We start from the raw sequence: 19,918 nt of genomic DNA on the forward strand, positions 1-19,918 counted from the left end.
TTAATGAGTCCTGAGCCTAGCTATCGGGTGCGGATGCCGAACCTGGTTTTATTCGTCACTGTGAACAGACCAGCGCAGAGTGGTTTCCTTGCCCGCAGGCAGGGTGATTTGCCATTTAACCTGCCCTGCCTCAAGATTCTGATGCGGGTTGTTTTCGTCGATAATTTTCCAGTTGGCAGGCAGCGTTTCTTCAACACTCACCGTTTCATCACGCGGACCACTGTTTTTTAAGGTCCATTCCAGGGTTGCGGCAACTTCGTCGGGCAGGTTTTTACGTGCCTGGCGGTCATAGGAAACCACATGGCGGCTGCCGGTAATGTCGCTTGCCTGGCCCAGTGTCAGGTGGGCTTTTTCGCCCGCCGGGGTCAGGTTGATCTGGTCTTCGCCCAAAAATGTCGCAATGCCATCGGTATCATTGGCATAAATGCGAATTTGTCCTGCCGGCCACGGGCTTTGTTTGTCCGTTCCGCCATCATTTTCGATGGTTAACTGCAATTCTGGCCGGATAAAATCCTGACTTGTGTCTTTGCCGCTGTAATAAATGGATGTGTTGCCATAAAAGGTCATTTCGCGCTGTGCCTTGATCTGGCGGTTATCAAGCAGCGGCAGGGTAACGGCATCGCCGTTTTTCATGTTCAGGCCGTTATAGGGGCCATAAACATGCAGGTTTTCAAATTTGCTGCGGTCGGCTTGCCCGCCCATGCTGTCGGCGCTGGCCGACATCAGCATTTCGGTACGCATGGCTTTCGCCATTGGCCGGGGTGAATTCTGGTTGGGGTCACCGGCGATCAGTTGCAGGTTGGCATTTTTAATGTCACCGCCGCTGTTATTAACGATGCGCGCGCGTGCGCCAAGGTCCAGTGTGCCGGTTTTGCTGTCATAATGCCCGACATAGGCGGTTTGCCAGCTAATGCCGCCAATCAGATAGGCCAGCGATACATGGTCGGTCGCGGCTGATGTGCGAATGGTGGCATCAAGGGACGGGCGGGTTGTATAATCATCGGGAAGGGCAGGCATGACGATGTTTTGCGTTGGCACATATTCAATGCCATCGGCGGTTTTAACCAATGCCTGACCATTAAGAGCGACCAGTGTTGCGCTAATCAGGTCATCATCCCGGCGGATTTTAATATCCTTGCCAATAAACTGCTGCAACAGGGCATACCCGCCGCGGGGGCCGGTTGGCTCGGTTGTGGTGATGAGTTGCAGATTGGCAGTTTTATCTGCCCCGATCAGCAAGGAATCATCAAGCAGGGTTTCTGGCAAATCCATGATTTTAAGGGTCTGACGACCTGCCGAAAGTGATGCCTGGCGTTGTTCGGCGATCATGGTCAGATTGCCGGGGTAAACCGTCATGCGCAATTTTGTACGATCGGACGCAGCCAACGGCACCGAGGTTTCGGCATTGTCGGCTGCATCGGCAGCCTGGGCATCGGAAATGGACAAATCGGGCGCCCCGAACAGGGTTGCGCCCAGAATGGTTGCAAGAACAAGACGATTGCGCAGTTCTGATGCCATGAAAGGGTCCTTTTGACGTATGACAGCCGTTTGGGCCTGAATGGGTTTTAATAACAGGCAGTGTGGCGGGCAAACATGGCATCAAAAAGGAAAACAGCATTTATTTTGCCTGATACCCGGTAACAAGTTTTTGAAATGTTTGCGGCAATTGGTGTTGATACGATTAAAAAACGAATTTCCATTTATCACAAAAAAGGAAGATCCCGGGCTGGATCTTCCTTTTGGGGCGACATATCGCCTGGTTGTGGCCGTGTGCGATTGTGATGGGCGGCAAAAGTGGATTTACACCGTTAACGGATGGCGGAAATCATATTGTGGCTGGTTTAGTCGCACCTGAAAGGCTGTTTGGCGGTTCGTGTCGATCAGGATAGGCGCGCGCAAATTAACGGTCATTTCCACGTCTTGCGCCCCTTCGGCTTTTTGCAGGGTTATGATCAGGATAATGGCCAGATTTTCCTGCGCAATGCCATGGGACGCGGCAAGCGGATCAATATCTTCATGCGCAATCAGGCTGCTTTCGGCATTATAGGGCGCAACGATAAAGGCAAGTTCCGGATCGGTCAGGCATTGTAACAGTTTGAACGAATTGGATATTTCGCTTGGGAAATTTGCAAGGGCAAATACGTTGTTATCAGAAAAACCGCTTAGCCCGGCAGGCATGTAAATTGCTTTGTCCCAGCGAAATTCGCGATCCCCCATCAGGGTCGAGATGGTAATTGTCTGCGGTATATTGTTTTCGTTCAATTCATCGCGGATGATATTTTCTAACATGCCTCGCTCCAATACCGTTTCCTGCTGTCTTTTCGTGGCAGCTATTCAAGCATATATTGGCGTGCGGTGCGTGCAGGTAAAGCAACCAGATGAATTTTTATGAAAATAAAATGTGAAATTGCACCAAAACCGGGTGTGCCCTTAAACAGGGCAAGGTGGTAGCGCCCTTGGGCGGGCTCATGGGCTTAACCACAACGACCCGCTATTGCAGGTTCGGCCAACCAGGCCCTGTTTTGAGATGAAATTCCTGGGCAGATGCTTATATCACACGGCGAGGGTTGATTTTGTGCGTTTACGCGATTGAAACCGGACAGGGATCGGGGCGGAAAACCCTTTGACGCGAATGGTATCCCGGCTTGGCAGGGCATTTAGAAACATGTGACCGGTGCGGGGTAACTCTTTTTCAAGCTGGCGGGCGAAATCCTCGCTCATGACAAGTTCGGCATTGAGGGTGCGGGTTGCCCGTTCCAGTCGGCTGGCAAGGTTAACCGTTGCGCCAATTACCGCAGGCGTAACCGATTCGCCTTCGCCAATATCGCCAACCACCGCCGGGCCATAATGCAAACCTACGCCAATGCGCAATGGCAAGGTGCTATCGGCGGGGTCCTGTGCGTGCCAGTCGCGAATACGTTCAATCATCGCCTGGGCCGCCGACAGGGCATTGGCGGTGGGGCACGACATGGCATCAAAGGCACCAAAGCTGGCCATCATGGCATCGCCGATATATTTTTCGACAATCCCGCCATAGGACGCAACCTGTGTGGTCATGGTGCCATGAAACCGGTTAAGAAGGCGCATGACATCTTGCGGGTCACGGTTTTCGGCATAGCTGGAAAAGCCGATAATATCGGCAAACAGCACCACACATTCGCGCCGTTCACCAATGCGGATCGGTTCGTCGCGTTCAGCCAGCTGGTCGGCCAGGGCCGCAGGGAAATAGCGCGCAAGATTGCCATGTGCGCGTTCGGCGGCGGCAAACTGGCGGATCAGAATACGCAGCCTTGCCACCATCACAGCACAGGCCAGGGTAAAGACAACAACAATCACCACCTGTTCGGCAAGTGCCGATACATCCAGATATTCCGGCCGGTTATAAAGCGGCACCTGGCCGTTTTCACCGGGGCTCCATTGGTCGCCAAAATGCTGCGAAATCAGGATGCCGGGCCGATTAACCAGCCAGATAATGCCGATGACCCAGGCATTGAACAACCATAGGCCGAACCATAAAATCAGGCGTGGTGAAAAGGTCAGAATAACCAGCGCCATCATGATCATGGAAAAGACGATGCCACGATCACGCGCAACAAAACTGTATACCCATGCTTCGTGGTCGATCAGCGGGTGGCGCGGGTCTGGCACGACCGAGACATACACAATCAGCAAGGCATCGGTGATGGCCAGCACATAGAGCAGCCAGCGCCAGTTATGCCCGCGATAGGCGACAAATATTTGAATGGCAACGCCGGGAATAAACCACGTCAACACCTCCAGCAGCGAATACAGCTCGCCGCTGGGGGTGTTGGATTTGCTAAACAGCAACAGGATGAAAGCCAGCATGGCGATGCGCAAAAACGCAACGACAAACAACCCCCGCCGTTCTTCACGGTCGACCAGGCGGTCAAACAGGGTTGGTTTTTCAGGACTTGCTTGCATTGGCCAGTAATTCAGCCAGGCCATCCTTGTCACGTATGACCAAACGACCATCGCGGCGTGTAATCAGGCCGGCTTTTTCCAGTTCCCGCAGCTTTTTGTTTACGGCCTCGCGGGTGACGCCCAGCATATAGCCGAGTTCCTGTTGTGAAAGTGGCAGCGCAATGCGAATGCCTTCCGGGTCCGGCCCGCCATGACGTTCGGCCAGCCATAGCAGGCGTTTGATCAAACGGGCGGTTAAGTCCAGGAAATTGGCATCTTCCAGCAGTGCACTGACCCAGCGCAGGCGACGGCACAAAAGGGCCGTGATGTGGCGGCGCAATTCGGTTTCGCGGTCAAAAATCTCGAAGAAATTATCCCGCGAAATATAAAGCAGCCGCGTAGGGCCAACCGCACGCGCACTTGCCGTGCGTGGTTCGCTGTCAAGCAAGGCGATTTCGCCAAAAACAGCGCCGGGTGCCAGCACGTTAAGGACAATTTCCTTGCCCGAACCTGACAGGCTGGAAATACGGATTTTGCCTGCCTCAACGGCATAAAGCCCATCGGCAGGGTCACCTTTTTCAAACAATAAATCACCGTCCGCCAACCGTTTGATGGTGGCGGATTCTGATAATTGCTCCAGCAGGGCCGGATCAAGGTCTTCGAATAAAAAGCTACCTGCGAGAATGCGCGAGGCGACTTTTGCAAACTGTGGTGGTGTTGTGAAACTGTTCACTGCGTCCTCAGGGGAGAAGGCGTAACGTAAGGATCGGAGACTACCGAAGTTCCAACGTATCACGAAAAGGTACATAAGCGGCAAGCCTTTTGCCCGGTCTTTCTGTGGCTTGCACAAAAAAGTGTGCTTTTTGCGTGATATTCACCCGGATACTGGTGTCTTTTGGCGGCAATCGGACTCCCCGGATTGTCGCCATGCCGGAATATCGTTGCCAGTTGCGTTTTCCCCGAGATGTGATTGGCATAAATATCGTTCCGGTAAGCTCGATGTTATCAATCTTGCTTTTTCCGGTCTCGCTGTTCGCAGTGGGGCCGGATTTTTTTTTGATGGCAGGTTATTGCACCAGGGCGCAACGGATAAAATACCGTTATTTATGCGGCGATATTGACTTGTTAGCTGCGCGCACGCAGGGCGGCAGTAAGGGTGCCGTCATCAAGATAATCGAGTTCACCACCAACGGGTACGCCATGCGCCAGCCGGGTGACTTTAACCCCGGTTTCAAGCAGACGTTCGGTAATATAATGGGCAGTGGTTTGTCCATCGACGGTCAGGTTTGTGGCTAGAATCACCTCATTGACGCCGGTTTCGACCACACGTGATACAAGCTGGTCAATGCGCAAATCTTCGGGGCCGATGCCATCAAGCGGGGATAATGTGCCGCCCAAAACATGATACAACCCCTTAAACGATGATCCGCGTTCCAGCGCCCATAAATCCTGCACTTCCTCGACCACGCAAATCATGTCGCGCTGGCGATTGTGGCTTGCGCAGATATGACAGGGATCGGTCACATCGACATTGCCGCAAACGGCGCAGTTGGTCATGGCACGTGCTGTTTCTTCAAGGGCGTGGGCCAGCGGTATCATCAGGGTTTCGGGTTTTTTCAACATCTGCAATACCGCGCGTCGGGCCGAACGTGGGCCAAGGCCGGGTAACCGGGCCAGCAATTTGATCAGATTGTCTATTTCCCGTCCTGTCATGATTTTCCTGTATCACAGATGGCAATGCGTCATTTCTGGCACAAAAATAAAGGGCGGCGCAATGCCGCCCTTATATGGCGTCGTTTCCCGGTGTCATTCGCACCGGTAACGGCCCGTTTTAAAATGGCAGTTTGAAGCCTTCGGGCAGGTTCATGCCCCCGGTTACGTCTTTCATTTTTTCCGAAACCGTGGCTTCGACCTTAACCTTGGCATCGTTATAGGCCGCAACGATCAGGTCTTCGAGGACTTCGACGTCATCCGGATCGACAATGGTTTTATCGATGCTAAGGCCGCGCATTTCGCCTTTGCCATTCAACATTACCTTGACCATGCCGGCACCGGACTGGCCTTCAACTTCCAGCTCAACCAGTTTTTCCTGCATTTCCTGCATTTTGGACTGCATCTGCTGGGCTTGTTTCATCATCCCTGCAAGGTTCTTCATAGCTCGTCGTCTCCTTCGAGATAAAACGCATCATCATAAACCGACCCACTGTCATCGCCTTCGGCCAGTTCCGGGGTTTGATTTACCGGTAAATGCACCGCGACGATTTTTGACGATGGAAATCCTTCAAGAACAGCCTTCACCAGCGGATCAAGTGACGCATCCGCCTTGCGCTGTTCAAGTTCTTCAAGTTCCTGTTCTTTCAGGGTAGCGGCACCCTGTTCGCGCTCGGAAACCGATACAATCCAGCGCTGCCCGGTCAGGCCGTTAAGCGCCTTGATCAGTTGGCTTGATAAATCGGCATTTGCGCCGCGCGCGGGCCGAAAATCAATTCGGCCTTTCTCAAATTTCACCAGATGAAGATAGTTTTTAACCTGAATTGCCAGACCTGTGGTTTCCCGGTCTGCTGATAGCAAGGCCACCACGTCTTCAAGGCTTTCGGGCATTTTGGCATAAACAGGCTGGTCGGCCTGCTGGGGAGCCGGGGCATGTTGGTGTGAAATGGCCCGTGCGGCATTGCCGCCACCATTTACAACCTGCATCCGTGGTCCACCACCACCGCCATTGCCGCCGCCGGCGGGGCCGTTATTGCCTGCTGCCGGGCCATTCAGGCCCGATTTCAGCTTTTTAATCAAATCACCTGGTGATGGCATTTCCGCGGCATAGGCCAGGCGGATCAAAATCATTTCGGCAGCCTGAATCGGCGATGGGGCAATCCGGGTTTCTTCCAGCCCTTTAAGGAGCATCTGCCACGCGCGGGTCAATTGCGGCATTGCCAGCTTGGCGGCGATTTCGCGGCCCCGTTCACGTTCAATTTGTGAAACGCCGGGGTCGTTTGCGGCATCAGGTGCCAGTTTTACCCGGGTTAACCAATGGGTCAGGTCCAGCAAATCCTGCAACATCACGGCCGGGTCACCGCCCAGTGCATATTGCGCGCCGAGTAATTCCAGGGCTTCGTTGATCTCGCCTTTCATGGTCAGATCAAACAAATCGAAAATGCGGGACCGGTCGGAAAGGCCCAGCATGTCACGCACCTGCTGGGTGGTGACCTTGCCCGCGCCATGCGAAATCGCCTGGTCGAGCAGGCTCATGCCATCGCGGACCGAACCATCGGCGGCACGTGCAATTAACGCCAGAGCTTCGTCTTCAATCTCGGCATTTTCCAGCCCGGCGATGCGCTTGTAATGGGCGACCAGTTCGTCGGTTTGCACCCGGCGCAAATCAAACCGCTGGCAACGCGACAGCACCGTGATGGGAATTTTGCGAATTTCGGTGGTTGCGAAAATGAATTTCACATGCTCTGGCGGTTCTTCCAGCGTTTTCAGAAGCGCGTTAAACGCACTTTTCGACAGCATGTGCACTTCGTCGATGATGTAAATCTTGTAACGTGCCGATGTCGGGCGATAGCGCACCCCTTCAATCAACTCGCGAATGTCATCAACACCCGTGCGCGACGCGGCGTCCATTTCCATAACATCGACATCGCGGTCTTCGGCAATGGCGCGGCAATGCTGGCAAACCCCGCAGGGTTCAATGGTGGGGCCACCAGTCCCATCGGGGCCAACGCAGTTAAGTGCGCGCGCAATAATACGTGCCGTGGTGGTTTTACCAATGCCGCGCACCCCGGTCAGAATAAAGGCATGGGCCAGCCGCCCGCTTTCCAGCGCATTGGAAAGGGTTTTGACCATCGGCCCGTGCCCGATCAGTTCGTCGAACGATTTGGGCCGATATTTGCGGGCCAGTACCTGATATTCGCTTTTGGGCGTATCTGGGCTGGCGGTCTGGGTCTGATCCGTCATTCATCCGGTCCGGCATGTTTGTGGTACGCGCATGATATGGTGCGCGATTGTGTTTTAACAGCATCGGGCATCACGGGCAAAGGCCGATCTCTGCATTGATGCAGCATTTGCGCCCGTCAGCCCATATATCGATCTGTTTCCTGTCAATATATGGGGCGATTCCGGGTGCCAGCCACTTGCATTTGCACATAAATTTACCCAACGCATGACAACGCCAGCGATAAATAAGACAAACCAATATGTGAATATGGAGAAACGCAACCGGAATGGACCGTTGTTGCAAGGGTGAGAGACTGGACCGCGACCCGGAAAAACTCGTTACGGCTGCTACCTTCCGGTCCTGACCGGGTTGGCGAGCGGTCCGTCCACGACCAGCCTCTCGCCCCCTATATCGCGCAGGGCGTTTAAAAACGCAAGGGCCGATTGGGAATTTTTATAAAGTCCATGTTCGGCCTTTGCCTGGGCGGGGTTGGCGGTCTAATCTCTGGCAAATTTAAATGTACGGCTGGCGCACAACATGGGCTGCGGCGGTCATTATTTGCAGGTAGGAAATGGAACAGTTGTTTTATGCGTCTGTCGGGTTTGATCGCGACGCAGAAATTCGCGGTTCATCGCGGTGGCGGCAACAGGTTTTGCGCGAATCCGATGTACGTATTCTGATATGCCATGGCGGTGACCCGTTATTTGTCCAGCCCGAGGAAAGCGGCGAACATGATATTGTCATGCTTGATGCGGCCCGGCTGTTGCAGCTTGATTTTGATCACGAAGCAGCAAACTGGGCCTATCTTGGGCGCCATGCCAGCGGGCCGGTCGTCGCCCTTGATGTATCGCCACTTGAAACCGATCGCGAACAGGCAGCCAGCGCGCTTAACGGGGCCTTTGGCGATATGCGCACCCGCATGGCGGCCTTGCCCCACGAGGAAGCCGCCCTTGCCGCACAGGCGCGTGCTTTGTTTTTATGGCAGGCACGGCACCGGTTTTGCGGGGTGTGCGGCCATCCTAATCATATCGCCGAGGCGGGCTATCGGTTGCAATGTTCCAATCAGGCCTGTGGCACTGCGCATTTTCCGCGGACCGACCCGGCGGTGATCATGCTGGTGCATCATGATGACCATGTTTTGCTGGCACGTTCGCCGCAATTTCTACCCGATATGGTGTCGGTGCTTGCGGGTTTTGTCGAGCCGGGCGAAACCCTGGAGCAGGCGGTGCAGCGAGAAGTGTTTGAAGAAGTAGGCATTCGCACAAAAATGCCGCGTTATATTGCGTCTCAACCCTGGCCTTTTCCGGGTTCTTTGATGTTGGGTTTTGTGTGTGAAGCCGAAGATACCAACATCACAATCGATAATAACGAAATTGAATATGCGATGTGGGTGCATCGCAATGATGTGCATGATCTGGGCAACCGGGGTATCAAGTTACCGCGCGAAATCTCGATTGCACGTTATTTGCTGGAAAACTGGACGCAGGGTCGTATTTGAATTTAACTTTCCCAAATATAGTCAGATCACCAAAATAAACTGACCTTATATGTGAGGAAAATGGACAGGATGATATGCCGGCTATTATGTTTTTTAGCCGTGGTCTTTGCCTCAAGTCCGGCTGTTGCCCAACACAGAACCGATGTTATGGTTGGGGTTTATGAATACAGCGTGGTGCATTTTTACCTGCACGACAAGGAAACAGGGTTTGCCCACGATCTGGTCCGCCGCCTGAATGAAGTGCAGGGCGATTATCATTTTGTGACCGTCGAAACATCTTCCCGTCGTCGTTATAACGATCTGGCGTCGGGACGGATCGATATGATCCTGCTCCAAAATCCGGACTGGAACTGGCGTGGTCGCGATGTCGGGTTTTCGACACCGATTGTTTGGGAATACGATATTCTGGTGGCCGGTCGTGCGCTGGTACCCGGTCCCTCATATTTCAATAATGTGCTGGAGCGTTCCATTGCCGGGGTATTGGGGTTTCATTATAAATTCGCCGATTTTCGCGACGACCCCAAACAGCTGACCCGGCTGCTTGATATTTCATTGCTGTATAATGAACCCGAAGTGCTTGAAGCCGTGATTCGTGGTGATGCTGAAATTGGTGTGGTGTCCGCCGGGTTTATGTCGCGCAAATTTAGCCATATTGCCGATTTGGCCGACCGCATTGCGATGGGGCCGCGTGCCGATAACAGCTATCAGCTTGCATCGGTTATATCGCGCAATGCCCCGATTACGGTTGAACGATATAACAGTTACCTTAATGATTTGCGGGCCGAAAATGCCATTGCCCCGGTTTGGTCGCGGTGGCATCGCGGTGTGTTACCCTGATGCGGATGGCGAATTGCTAATTCCCGATTGGCGGGATGCGGGCGATAACATTGCGCCGAACGGTTTCAGGGCGTTCGCGCCATGCAACAAGGCCGGCTTCCGCATTGGCATAGGCCTCGGCCAGTTTTAAAATATCGGCGGCATGATCTTCGATTGTCAGGTTGCCGTAAACATACCCCCATTTTCCCGCTGCGCTCAGGGCGACAGAACATCCCGATTTGCAATTGCTCAGGCATTCAACTGGCACAATATCGAACGATGCCGGGTCGGTGCGGGTTGCCATTTCGTGCGATAAGGCATCATAAAGCCGTTTGCCATCACGGTGGCGGGTTGCGTCTGTTTCGCCGTTGCCGGCGGTATCAGAAGCACCGGCGCTGGCACGGCAGGTAATACAAATATTAAGTCGGGCCTTGGGCGAATTGGCGGTATTGGCAGTCATTATGCGGTGTCTATCCGGGTTGGGGGTCATGCAGTCTGGCGGATGGTTTTGGCCGGTTCGAATGCGTCACTTACACGAAGTTGAACGTTGCTTGCAAGTTGGCGGTTGATCATCGGGTGGGCGGCCTCGTTGATCAGCAAGGCAATGCCGACCGCTGGGAGGGGGGGGAAACCGTCGCTATGGTCAAGGATTTGCAAGCTGTCATTCACTGTAATCGCGGCCAGGGCCGCCACACCAAGCCCGTCGCGCACCAGATGCAAAAGCGATGCGGCCTGCCGGGTCGTTGCCAGCAATTGAAACGCCCGGCCTGATTTTGAAATTGCGTCAATTGCCCAGGCGTGAAATTTGCAATCTTCGGCAGGCAGAACCAACGGTAGCGGATTTTTGAGGTGCTGTTGATGTTGTGCCGATGTGGCCCAGACACCGGCCTCGCGACGTAAAAAGTATCCTTCCTCGCCTTTTTCCGACCGGCTGATAATGGTTAAATCCAGTTCGCCCTGATCAAGCATCCGGCGCAAAATGATGGTCGGGTTGATCGAGATGAAAAACTGTACAGCCGGGTGAATGTCACGAATGGCACGCATCACCACAGGCAGGATTTTTTCTGCATAATCATCGGGGCAGCCGATACGAACGGGGCGTGATATGGTTTCACCCCGGATACTTTCCCGTGCTTCATCCTGTAACGAAAGAATACGCCTGGCATAACCTACCAGGGTAATGCCTTCGTTGGTCAGGGTGACATTGCGCCCTTCGCGGCTAAACAGTTTTTGGCCCATGGTTTCTTCCAGCCGTTTCATTTGCATGGAAAAGGCCGATGGCGTTCTGCCCACGCGGTCAGCTGCCCGGTTAAAACTGCCGCATTCGGCAAAGGAAACAAAACTGCGCAAAAGGTCGGCATCCATAAGACAATGTCCTGTCTGTCAATTGGGGCTGTCCGGATATGATAGCGGTAGATCGATCAGAAATAATCATCAATAAAATTGACCAATAACATCAAAACTATTCGATTGTTTGCCACGGCACCAGTGGCAAATATAGCCAGGCGGGGCCGGCCCGATCGCCAGAGTTCATGAAAACAGATAGATATTCAGGAATGAAACCATGATTTTGCATGATTTTTTGCCGTCGGGTAACGGCTATAAGATCCGGCTGCTTTTACGTTTTTTGGGCCAGAATTTTTCCCTGACCGAATACGACCTGACAAAGGGTGAAACCCGCACCGGGGACTTTTTAACCCGCATTAATCCGGTTGGGCGTATTCCGGCACTGGAATTCGAGGATGGGCACGTATTGGTGGAAAGCAATTCTGTTTTGCTTTTCCTGGCTGAAGGTACGCAATGGTTGCCTGAAGATAAATGGCAACGTGCAGCGGCCATTCAATGGCTGTTTTTTGAGCAATACGAACACGAACCCAATGTTGCTGTGTTGCGGTCCTGGATGAGTGTGAAGGGCATGCCTGAATACGGGCAGGTCATGTTGCCATTTAAGCAGGCCGGGGCACAAAATGCACTCGATGTGATGGAAAACCGCCTGAAGGACCATGACTGGCTGGTGGGCGCGCAATGTTCGATCGCCGATATTTCCCTTTATGCCTATACCCATGTTGCGGACGAAGGCGGAATTGATATGAGCCGGTTTCCCGGAATTAATCGCTGGATTGCGCGGTTTGCAGCCTTGCCGGACTATGTGCCGATCACGTGGAAACCGTGATATTGGCCTGTGAGTGAAAACAGGCCGGGTGCTAACAGTATTTCCCGGCCTGTCTTGATGTGCGCGTGGGTAAAAGGCTGATTTTGGCGGTTATTTTTTCATGCTGAGCGGCTGAACCGTACCGCGATGTTTGGCAATCATTTCCTGTTCGTGACGTGCCCCGGCTGCATCGGTCAGAAAAGTGAAAATACCAAAACGTTCGCCTTTGGTAACCGGCATGGCTTCGTGCAATAACGAGCATGAAAAAATCAAGGCCCCCCCCTGGGGCGGCGCATAAAGCGCCTGGCCATATTCGGGGAAATTGACCTGCCCGCCTTCGTAGGTCAGCGGGTTTAAATTAAGCGACACGGCAAAACGGCGATGGGCAGTAAAGGTGGTTTTATTATCGCGGTGGCGGCCAAAAAAACCTTTGTCATTGCTATGATAATTACCAATGCGCAGGGCTTCCATGCTGGCGGTCTGAAACTGGAATGCCTTGAAAATTTCGGGCAGTACCCGTTTGACGATGCGGTTTTTGACCGCAGTAAACAGTTTTTCATCAAGCAATACGACATCGTTGCGCACCTTGATGGCGGCATCGCCGCTTTGGTTGGTTTCCCCACCTTTGGAAACGCCATTGGCCTGTTTGTCGCCTGTGCGCCAATACGCCAGTAACTGGTCACACAATGCCGGTTCCAGCACATTATCGATGACCAGAACCGGGGCCTGACGCTGAATAATTGTAAAGGGTGTTATGTCGTGGTTGGCCTGGCAATAGCCCATCGCCATTTCAAAGCCGTTCATCGGTGTGTGCGATGTAAAAACGCCGCCCAGACGCCCATCGGGCCGAATAACAATAAAGCTGGTTTTGGTGATATCAAATACCGGCATCAGGCGGTTTTCGGGATCAAACAGGATGGTCACAAAATCGGGGATTTCTGCCAGAAAATCGTCGCTTAAGCTGGCTTTTGTGCCGACAATTATCCGATATAACCGAATATGGGCGTCAGACATTTGTTCGGCAAAGCCACGGGCGATTTTAAAATCATCGTGCGACGGCAGCTCCGGCCCCACCCATAAAACCAGGCTGTCGCCTGCGATGCGCTGATCGGTCAGGTCAACCGGTTTGCCATCCAGGCCGGGCAGGGAAATACGCGGCACCGGGTCGCCTTTATAACAGGCAAGAACGGTTTGAGGGGTGGCCTTGGCCCGCCGGGGCAGCCGATGCAGCGGCAGGAACGGGTTTTTTCATGATTTGGGGAATCCGGCAAAAACAGGCGGGACAAAAGGCATTACAGGTCGGGCATCATAAATTTATGCCCGACCTGATCATAGCGGTGTCGGCGCGTTATTGGCAAGCGACAGCAAAATATCGCTTAATCACACGTTTTCTGCTTTTGGCGTGTGCCGGGCATATCAACAGATTTCAGTCGAAAAACCGGGTTAGTAATTCGTCATAGATCAGAACCAGATTGTCGATATCCTCGACCATGGCATGTTCGTCGACTTTGTGCATGCTTTGCCCGACCAGGCCAAATTCGGCCACTTCGCAATATTTGTGAATAAAGCGGGCATCGGATGTGCCCCCTGTGGTTGACATTTCAGGGCGGTGGCCGGTGATTTTTTCGGATGCATCGGCAATCAGCTCGGCCAGTTTGCCCGGCTCGGACAAAAAGGCTTCGCCCGATATTTTAACCTTCAGGTCATGTGCCCCTGCGTGTGCGGCACAGGTATCACGGATCCATTTTTCCAGCTCATAGCCCTGATGGGTGTCGTTAAAGCGGATGTTAAACGCGGCACTGACCTTGGCTGGTACGATATTGGTTGCCGGGTTGTTGGCATCAATGGTGGTGATTTCCAGGTTGCTGGGCTGGAAATGATCGGTGCCGGTATCAAGTTCGCGCGATGTCAGGGCATCTAGCACGCGGATCAGGCGCGGGACCGGGTTATCGGCCAAATGGGGATAGGCCACATGCCCTTGCGCACCATAAACCGTGACCCAACCGGTGATAGATCCGCGCCGGCCAACCTTCATCATCTGGCCCAGATATTTGGGGTTGGTTGGCTCGCCGACCAGACAGGCATCAAAATTTTCGCCGTGCGCGTCACACCATTCAAGAAGTTTGATGGTACCATTCACTGCATCGGCTTCTTCGTCGCCGGTAATCAGCAGGCTGATGCTTTCGTCAAAATCGGGGTTGGCTTCCAAAAAACGGTCCAGCGCACCGACAAAACAGGCAATACCTGTTTTCATGTCCACCGCACCGCGGCCAAAAAGGCGCCCGTCAACGATTTCGCCACCAAAAGGTGCAACTGTCCATGCTGCTTCATCGCCGGCAGGTACGACATCCGTATGTCCGGCAAAGCAAAAATTACGGCCTTTGCTGCCCCGGCGGGCATAAAGATTATCGATGCTGTCCCAGCCGTCTTCTTCAAACAGTTTGCGTTTAACCTCGAACCCGCGCTGTTCAAGGGCGGTTTGCAAAACATCCAATGCACCGGCATCAGCCGGGGTAACAGACGGGCAACGGATCAGCGACTGGGCAAGGGACAGGGCGGCGGAGGACATGGGGCAATCTCTTTTGCGGGGGAGGGGCGGGGAACAAACATGCAGGGCATAAACATGGCAAGGGACGAAAACGCGATGTGCGCTTTCGTCCCTTTATAATCAATCACATCATCGGCTGACAGCGATCAATCGCGCAGCAATTCGTTGATCGAGGTTTTGGAACGGGTTTTTTCATCAACCCGCTTAATGATCACAGCACAATACAGGCTGGGGCCAGGCTTGCCATTGGGCAGCGGCTTGCCAGGAAGTGAGCCCGGAACCACGACCGAATAGGCCGGAACACGGCCGACAAAGATTTCACCGGTTTCACGGTCGATGATCTTGGTGGAGGCACCAATGAAAACACCCATCGAAATGACGGCACCTTCTTCGACAATCACGCCTTCAACAATTTCCGAACGTGCGCCAATAAAGGCATTGTCTTCAATAATGACCGGGCCGGCCTGCAGGGGTTCCAGCACGCCACCAATACCGGCACCGCCCGAAAGATGCACGTTTTTGCCGATCTGGGCACAGGACCCAACGGTGGCCCAGGTATCAACCATCACGCCGCTATCAACATAGGCACCCAGATTGACAAAGCTGGGCATTAAAACCGTGCCCGGCGCGATATAGGCCGAGCGGCGCACAATGCTGCCCGGAACGGCACGAAAACCGGCGGCTTTAAATTCTTCATCACCCCAACCGGCAAATTTCGACGGAACCTTGTCCCACCAGTTGGTGTTTTCGCCAGGACCACCGGGAATGGTGGTCATGTCGTTAAGGCGGAAAGACAGCAAAACCGCCTTTTTCGCCCACTGGTTCACGGTCCACTGGCCGTCGTTTTTTTCGGGTGATTTTTCAGCCACGCGCAATGTACCGCTATCAAGGGCAGCCAGGGTCTGCTCGACAGCTTTGCGGGTTTCGCCCTTGGTGGCCGAGGTGATCTGGTCGCGGTTTTCCCATGCGACATTGATCACGCCTTCAAGTTCCATCTTGTCCATCTATGGTCGTCCTTGCGGTGTGGCTGGTTTTTTCTTCGCGGCGGAGAATGGGCAAAGCAGACCGTCAAGTCAACTCTGCCTGTCTGCGTATTTTGACTGATTATATCTTTCAACCGTTCCTGCGTCAGTGCAGGAAGGTGAAATAATTATGGCGATGGTGGTTTTCCTGCCCGATCAGCGGGCCGATTTTGCCACCAGCATTTCCAGAAATGCGGGCAGGTCATCTGTTTCATGGTCGATGCGCGGGTCGTCGCGGCCTTCATGTGCCCAGTCGGAATCGCTATGCACCCAAACAGTGGTCATGCCCATGTCCTTGGCTGGCAACAGGTTTTTGGCCATATCCTCAAAATAGATCGCGTTTTTGGGGTTAATGCCATCGCGCGCCAGCATGCGGTCATAGGGTTGTTGTTCGGGTTTGGGAATATAGTCGGCATCGACAATATCAAAGATGGTTTCAAAATGATCGGCAATGCCAAGGCGTTCCATGACCCGCTGGGCGTGGTTGCGTGATGCATTTGTGAAAATAACCTTGCGGCAGGGAAGCGCGTTTAGGGCATTGGACAAAACCGGCGCAGGTGCAACCACTGACAGGTCAATGTCATGGACCTTGTTGAGGTAATCGGCCGGGTCGATTTTATGTTCCAGCATCAACCCGCGCAGGGTGGTGCCATATTGACGAAAATAGGTTTTCTGGATCAGATATGCCTGCTCGGGTGGCAGACCAAGATAATCGCTGACATATTTGCCGATCAGCACGGAAACCTGCGAAAAAAGGTCGCAGCTTGACGGATACAATGTGTTGTCGAGGTCAAAGATCAAGACGCTTTCTTCGGTGACAACCGGCAATGTGGCAGGATCAATCGGCAAGACAGCTTTATTCATCAAATATGTTCCATATTAACAGGTCCGGATCCTGAGGGTGTAGCATCAGATCATAGGCGAAGATATGCGGGTTTGGACCCATAAAACATACATAGCGCGACCTGGCCCGATGAAGAAGACCCAATCAGGATTGGGCAAAAGGTGGCAAGATGCCCTTAAATGTCTGGTGGCAGGACGATTTTATGTCTGCATAATTGCATAAAATAAGGTTTTCATTTGGCTATTGCAGATAAAATTCGACAAATAGGCCTAAAGCCGGTTTTAATTGTCAGATTGACGGTCAGGGATTAAACCGTTGCAGGAATGCAAAGACCGCCATGACGGGGGCTTTCGTAGAGAGGCATATTTCTACGAATTAAGCGAAATGACAGTGCCTTTCAGGCATGCGAGGGGCAATTGAATAACAGCCTTAAGAAACACGCATCGTCCTTGCGCAATGAACGGAACCGTTTTGCGGCGCTGGCGTTTGTGTGGGGTGATCTGTTGCTGGAACTTGATGAAGAGTTCCGAATCGTTTTTGCATCAGGGGCATCCGAGGGCATATTGGGCCTTGGCACAGAGCAGATCGAAGGTATCCGGTTTGTGGATTTTCTGGCCTCCAACTTTCGGCCGCTGGTCAGCGAGATGTTACGTGTTGCGCGGCGTCGTGGCCGGATGGACAATGTGCTGGTGCGATTTAACCGCCCGGACGAACGTATTAGCCCGCCGGTATCCATGACCGGATATTTCCTGCCCGATCTGGGGGGGCATTTTTTTGTGGCCTTGCGGGTCACGGTTAATTCGTTGCCTCATGATGTGTTGCAATCCATTCGTCGCGATGGCCCCACCGGCCTGCTTGATGAAGAAAGCCTGTCGCGCGTGGTAACCGAACGGTTGATGGCGCAGCGCGAAACCGGACAGAATCAGAAATTTTCGCTGTTTACCTTAAATGCGTTTGAACCATTATGTGACCGCATGGAACATGTGGCCCGCGATGAAATGCTGGCAACCATCGGGTCGTTTTTCCGGGCCCATTCGATTGCGGGGGATACGGCGGGGCGTATTAATGCCAACCAGTTTGGTATGTTGCATAATCCCGAAGTGCGCATTGGCGATCTGGAACAGCGTATTGCCGAATGCGCCCTGGATGCCGACCCGCAGGGTAAAGGCATTATTGTTCGCACATCCGAAACCGATTTTACCGCCCATGCCATGCCGCCGGGCGATCTGGCGCGCGGTGTGCTTTATTCCATTCGTCGTTTTTGCGACAAACAGGAACATAATTTTACCTTTTCACGGCTGACAGGGCATATGCCCAATCTGGTCAATGATACCTTTGGTGCGATGCGCGATTTTGGTCAGCGCGTGGACCGTCTGGAATTTGACGCGGTTTATCAACCGATTGTCAGGCTGCCATCGGCCGAAATTCATCATTTTGAAGTGCTGGTGCGATTTTACCGTGAAGATGGTGAATTGATCCCGACCGATCAGCTGATCATGTTTGCCGAACAGGTTAATATGATTCACCGGCTGGACCTGGCGATGATGCGCCGAACCCTGAAATGGATTCGCCAGCAGCTTGACGAAGGTATTGATGCCCGGGTGGCGGTGAATGTTTCGGGGCGCAGCCTGGCCAACCCCGATTTTTGTCGTTCTGTGATTGCTCTGTTTGAACGCAGCAAGGAATCGCTGCCGCAGCTTATGATCGAAATTACTGAAACCGCCGAAATTACCGACCTTGATCATGCCGCAACCTGGCTGGCACGGTTTCGCCAGTATGGCGTTGAAATCTGTCTGGATGATTTTGGTACCGGAGCGGGAAATTTCAATTATCTTAGCGCGCTTGAGGTTGACTACGTCAAGATTGACGGTCCGTCGATCCATCAGTCGTTAAAAACCCAGAAAGGGCGGGCGTTTTTGCGCTCGCTGGTCGGGTTGTGCCATCAGCTTGGTGTTGAAGTGGTGGCCGAAATGATTGAAACCGATGACATGCGCGATCTGGTGACCAAAGCCGGGTTTGATTTTGCCCAGGGCTATTTGTTTGGCAAACCGGAAAAAGACATTACCAGCTATTGGCGCAAGTTGCGCTCAAGACGCGGACGCAAAAAATAATTGAAAAAGATAATCGCCTGGCATGACGGCTTAGCGCCGGTTTTGATGTGCAAATGACGACCCTTTTTCAGGGTCGTCATTTTTTTTGAAAAAAACTGCGCCAGTTTTCCCTGTCCCGCGCGTGGATATCTGTACCGGCTGGCTTAAGCCTGGTGATGGCGGCAGTGTTGATATTACCGTGATATCATTTTGGCTGCGTAATTGCTGGTCAACGCACCACCAAACGGTCAAATCTTCAATTTCCCAAACCGGCAATCAAATAGCCCAGGCTAATTTATCCAGGCAGTTGGCTGTTTGATATTCATCGCATCGGCAACGCCATATTTTTCAAGAATACTGTTGTAAACACCGTTGGCGCGGATGGTTTTGATGCCCTGATTTAAACTGTCAAGCAAAGTGCGGGCGTCGTCAATCTTGCGGGAAATACAGCTGTAATACGGGGCCTGGCTGATTTCATGATATTGCAGAAAAATCAGGGTGCTGCGATGTTTGTGGGCCACCAGTACCGGTTCGCGAAACGAATAGATGGCATCGATGCGGTTGTTATACAGCATGCCCAGCAAAATTTGTTCACTGCTGGCCGTTATCACGTTTAATCCGGCATTCACGGCGGCAGTTTCCAGGTTATAGCCGGCAACAACGCCCACCCGTAAATCCCGCGCATCGGCAAGTTTTGCAATGTTTTGCGGTACATGTCCGGCAATGGAAAAAAAGCCAATGCGAACGCGCCCCAGTTCTGCCGAATACAACATGTCGCGTTCGCGCTCGAGGGTATAGGAACATGAACAAAGCCCGTCAACACGGCCTTCTTCGGCCAGAAGATAGGCGCGCTTCCACGGGTAAAACGGGGTGTTAACGGTTAAATTGTTAACGGCAAATGCAGCCCGTAATATTTCGACGTCATAGCCAGGCAGGCGAACATTTCCGTCGATTTTAGAGGGTGGGAAAGGGTTGCAGGCCAATGTAACCGAGCGACGCGCATCCTCCGCACGTGCCGGTTTTACAGACATGTAGCAGGTAATTGCCAGCAAAATGGCAATTGCCAGTCTGAAAGGCCCAAATTTCATTTTCC

General features: G+C 53.0%; 18 protein-coding genes and 1 other RNA gene. 4 read left to right on the forward strand and 15 right to left on the reverse strand.

Going from position 1 to position 19,918, the window contains the following annotated elements:
- Positions 1 to 48: 48 nt before the first annotated feature.
- From THS27_RS16360 to ffs, 8 genes are all read right to left on the reverse strand, one after another.
- On the reverse strand, positions 49 to 1,518 hold the full coding sequence (locus THS27_RS16360) for a DUF4139 domain-containing protein (protein ID WP_085592765.1): 1,470 nt from the start codon (positions 1,516 to 1,518) through the stop codon (positions 49 to 51).
- A gap of 282 nt (positions 1,519 to 1,800) precedes the next feature.
- Complete coding sequence (fliW, locus tag THS27_RS16365) at positions 1,801 to 2,289, reverse strand: flagellar assembly protein FliW (RefSeq protein WP_085592767.1); 489 nt, start codon at positions 2,287 to 2,289, stop codon at positions 1,801 to 1,803.
- A 264-nt stretch (positions 2,290 to 2,553) separates the two neighbouring features.
- Positions 2,554 to 3,966, reverse strand: coding sequence for an adenylate/guanylate cyclase domain-containing protein (locus THS27_RS16370; protein WP_085592768.1), 1,413 nt, complete (start codon positions 3,964 to 3,966; stop codon positions 2,554 to 2,556).
- Positions 3,926 to 4,654 (reverse strand): Crp/Fnr family transcriptional regulator, encoded by a 729-nt coding sequence (locus THS27_RS16375; RefSeq protein ID WP_085592770.1) that lies wholly within the window; start codon positions 4,652 to 4,654, stop codon positions 3,926 to 3,928. The genes THS27_RS16370 and THS27_RS16375 overlap by 41 nt, the downstream gene beginning before the upstream one ends.
- A 392-nt stretch (positions 4,655 to 5,046) precedes the next feature.
- Positions 5,047 to 5,634 carry a recombination mediator RecR gene (gene recR / locus THS27_RS16380; RefSeq protein WP_085592772.1) on the reverse strand — a complete coding sequence of 196 codons (588 nt, stop codon included), beginning with the start codon at positions 5,632 to 5,634 and terminating at the stop codon, positions 5,047 to 5,049.
- 118 nt (positions 5,635 to 5,752) lie between these two features.
- Positions 5,753 to 6,076 (reverse strand): YbaB/EbfC family nucleoid-associated protein, encoded by a 324-nt coding sequence (locus THS27_RS16385; RefSeq protein ID WP_085592774.1) that lies wholly within the window; start codon positions 6,074 to 6,076, stop codon positions 5,753 to 5,755.
- On the reverse strand, positions 6,073 to 7,875 hold the full coding sequence (locus THS27_RS16390; RefSeq protein ID WP_085592776.1) for a DNA polymerase III subunit gamma/tau: 1,803 nt from the start codon (positions 7,873 to 7,875) through the stop codon (positions 6,073 to 6,075). The genes THS27_RS16385 and THS27_RS16390 overlap by 4 nt, the downstream gene beginning before the upstream one ends.
- A gap of 285 nt (positions 7,876 to 8,160) precedes the next feature.
- An RNA gene (ffs, locus tag THS27_RS16395) (signal recognition particle sRNA small type) lies at positions 8,161 to 8,255 on the reverse strand.
- Positions 8,256 to 8,426: 171 nt separating this feature from the next.
- On the opposite strand from ffs, the gene nudC reads away from it, so the two are divergent.
- Together nudC and THS27_RS16405 are read left to right on the forward strand one after the other, a co-directional pair.
- A complete protein-coding gene (nudC, locus tag THS27_RS16400; RefSeq protein WP_085592778.1) occupies positions 8,427 to 9,353 on the forward strand; it encodes an NAD(+) diphosphatase in 927 nt (308 codons plus the stop codon).
- A gap of 147 nt (positions 9,354 to 9,500) precedes the next feature.
- A complete protein-coding gene (locus THS27_RS16405) occupies positions 9,501 to 10,190 on the forward strand; it encodes a transporter substrate-binding domain-containing protein (RefSeq protein ID WP_168184921.1) in 690 nt (229 codons plus the stop codon).
- Positions 10,191 to 10,206: 16 nt separating this feature from the next.
- Here THS27_RS16405 and THS27_RS16410 read toward each other — a convergent pair whose 3' ends face one another.
- Positions 10,207 to 10,629: a DUF1636 domain-containing protein gene (locus THS27_RS16410; protein WP_085592782.1), complete on the reverse strand. Its 423-nt coding sequence runs from the start codon at positions 10,627 to 10,629 to the stop codon at positions 10,207 to 10,209.
- Positions 10,630 to 10,655: 26 nt separating this feature from the next.
- On the reverse strand, positions 10,656 to 11,534 hold the full coding sequence (locus THS27_RS16415) for a LysR family transcriptional regulator (RefSeq protein WP_085592784.1): 879 nt from the start codon (positions 11,532 to 11,534) through the stop codon (positions 10,656 to 10,658).
- Positions 11,535 to 11,733: 199 nt separating this feature from the next.
- On the opposite strand from THS27_RS16415, the gene THS27_RS16420 reads away from it, so the two are divergent.
- Positions 11,734 to 12,342 (forward strand): glutathione S-transferase family protein, encoded by a 609-nt coding sequence (locus THS27_RS16420; protein ID WP_085592786.1) that lies wholly within the window; start codon positions 11,734 to 11,736, stop codon positions 12,340 to 12,342.
- Positions 12,343 to 12,432: 90 nt separating this feature from the next.
- Here THS27_RS16420 and THS27_RS16425 read toward each other — a convergent pair whose 3' ends face one another.
- The 4 genes from THS27_RS16425 to THS27_RS16445 form a co-directional block, all read right to left on the reverse strand.
- Complete coding sequence (locus THS27_RS16425; RefSeq protein ID WP_246832992.1) at positions 12,433 to 13,482, reverse strand: 2OG-Fe(II) oxygenase; 1,050 nt, start codon at positions 13,480 to 13,482, stop codon at positions 12,433 to 12,435.
- A gap of 265 nt (positions 13,483 to 13,747) precedes the next feature.
- The gene (gene dapE, locus THS27_RS16435; protein WP_085592792.1) at positions 13,748 to 14,890 is read right to left on the reverse strand and encodes a succinyl-diaminopimelate desuccinylase; all 1,143 of its coding nucleotides are present in this window, start codon (positions 14,888 to 14,890) and stop codon (positions 13,748 to 13,750) included.
- Between the two features lie 125 nt (positions 14,891 to 15,015).
- Positions 15,016 to 15,873 (reverse strand): 2,3,4,5-tetrahydropyridine-2,6-dicarboxylate N-succinyltransferase, encoded by an 858-nt coding sequence (gene dapD, locus THS27_RS16440; protein WP_085592794.1) that lies wholly within the window; start codon positions 15,871 to 15,873, stop codon positions 15,016 to 15,018.
- Between the two features lie 174 nt (positions 15,874 to 16,047).
- On the reverse strand, positions 16,048 to 16,755 hold the full coding sequence (locus THS27_RS16445; protein ID WP_085592796.1) for a pyrimidine 5'-nucleotidase: 708 nt from the start codon (positions 16,753 to 16,755) through the stop codon (positions 16,048 to 16,050).
- A gap of 396 nt (positions 16,756 to 17,151) precedes the next feature.
- Here THS27_RS16445 and THS27_RS16450 point away from each other — a divergent pair, with 396 nt between their 5' ends.
- Positions 17,152 to 18,846 (forward strand): EAL domain-containing protein, encoded by a 1,695-nt coding sequence (locus THS27_RS16450; RefSeq protein WP_085592797.1) that lies wholly within the window; start codon positions 17,152 to 17,154, stop codon positions 18,844 to 18,846.
- A 269-nt stretch (positions 18,847 to 19,115) separates the two neighbouring features.
- Here the strand turns inward: THS27_RS16450 and THS27_RS16460 are convergent, their stop codons facing one another.
- Positions 19,116 to 19,913 carry an ABC transporter substrate-binding protein gene (locus tag THS27_RS16460; RefSeq protein WP_085592801.1) on the reverse strand — a complete coding sequence of 266 codons (798 nt, stop codon included), beginning with the start codon at positions 19,911 to 19,913 and terminating at the stop codon, positions 19,116 to 19,118.
- Between the last annotated feature and the right edge of the window lie 5 nt (positions 19,914 to 19,918).

This window comes from Thalassospira sp. MCCC 1A01428, assembly GCF_002115825.1.
Classification (GTDB): Bacteria; Pseudomonadota; Alphaproteobacteria; order Rhodospirillales; family Thalassospiraceae; genus Thalassospira.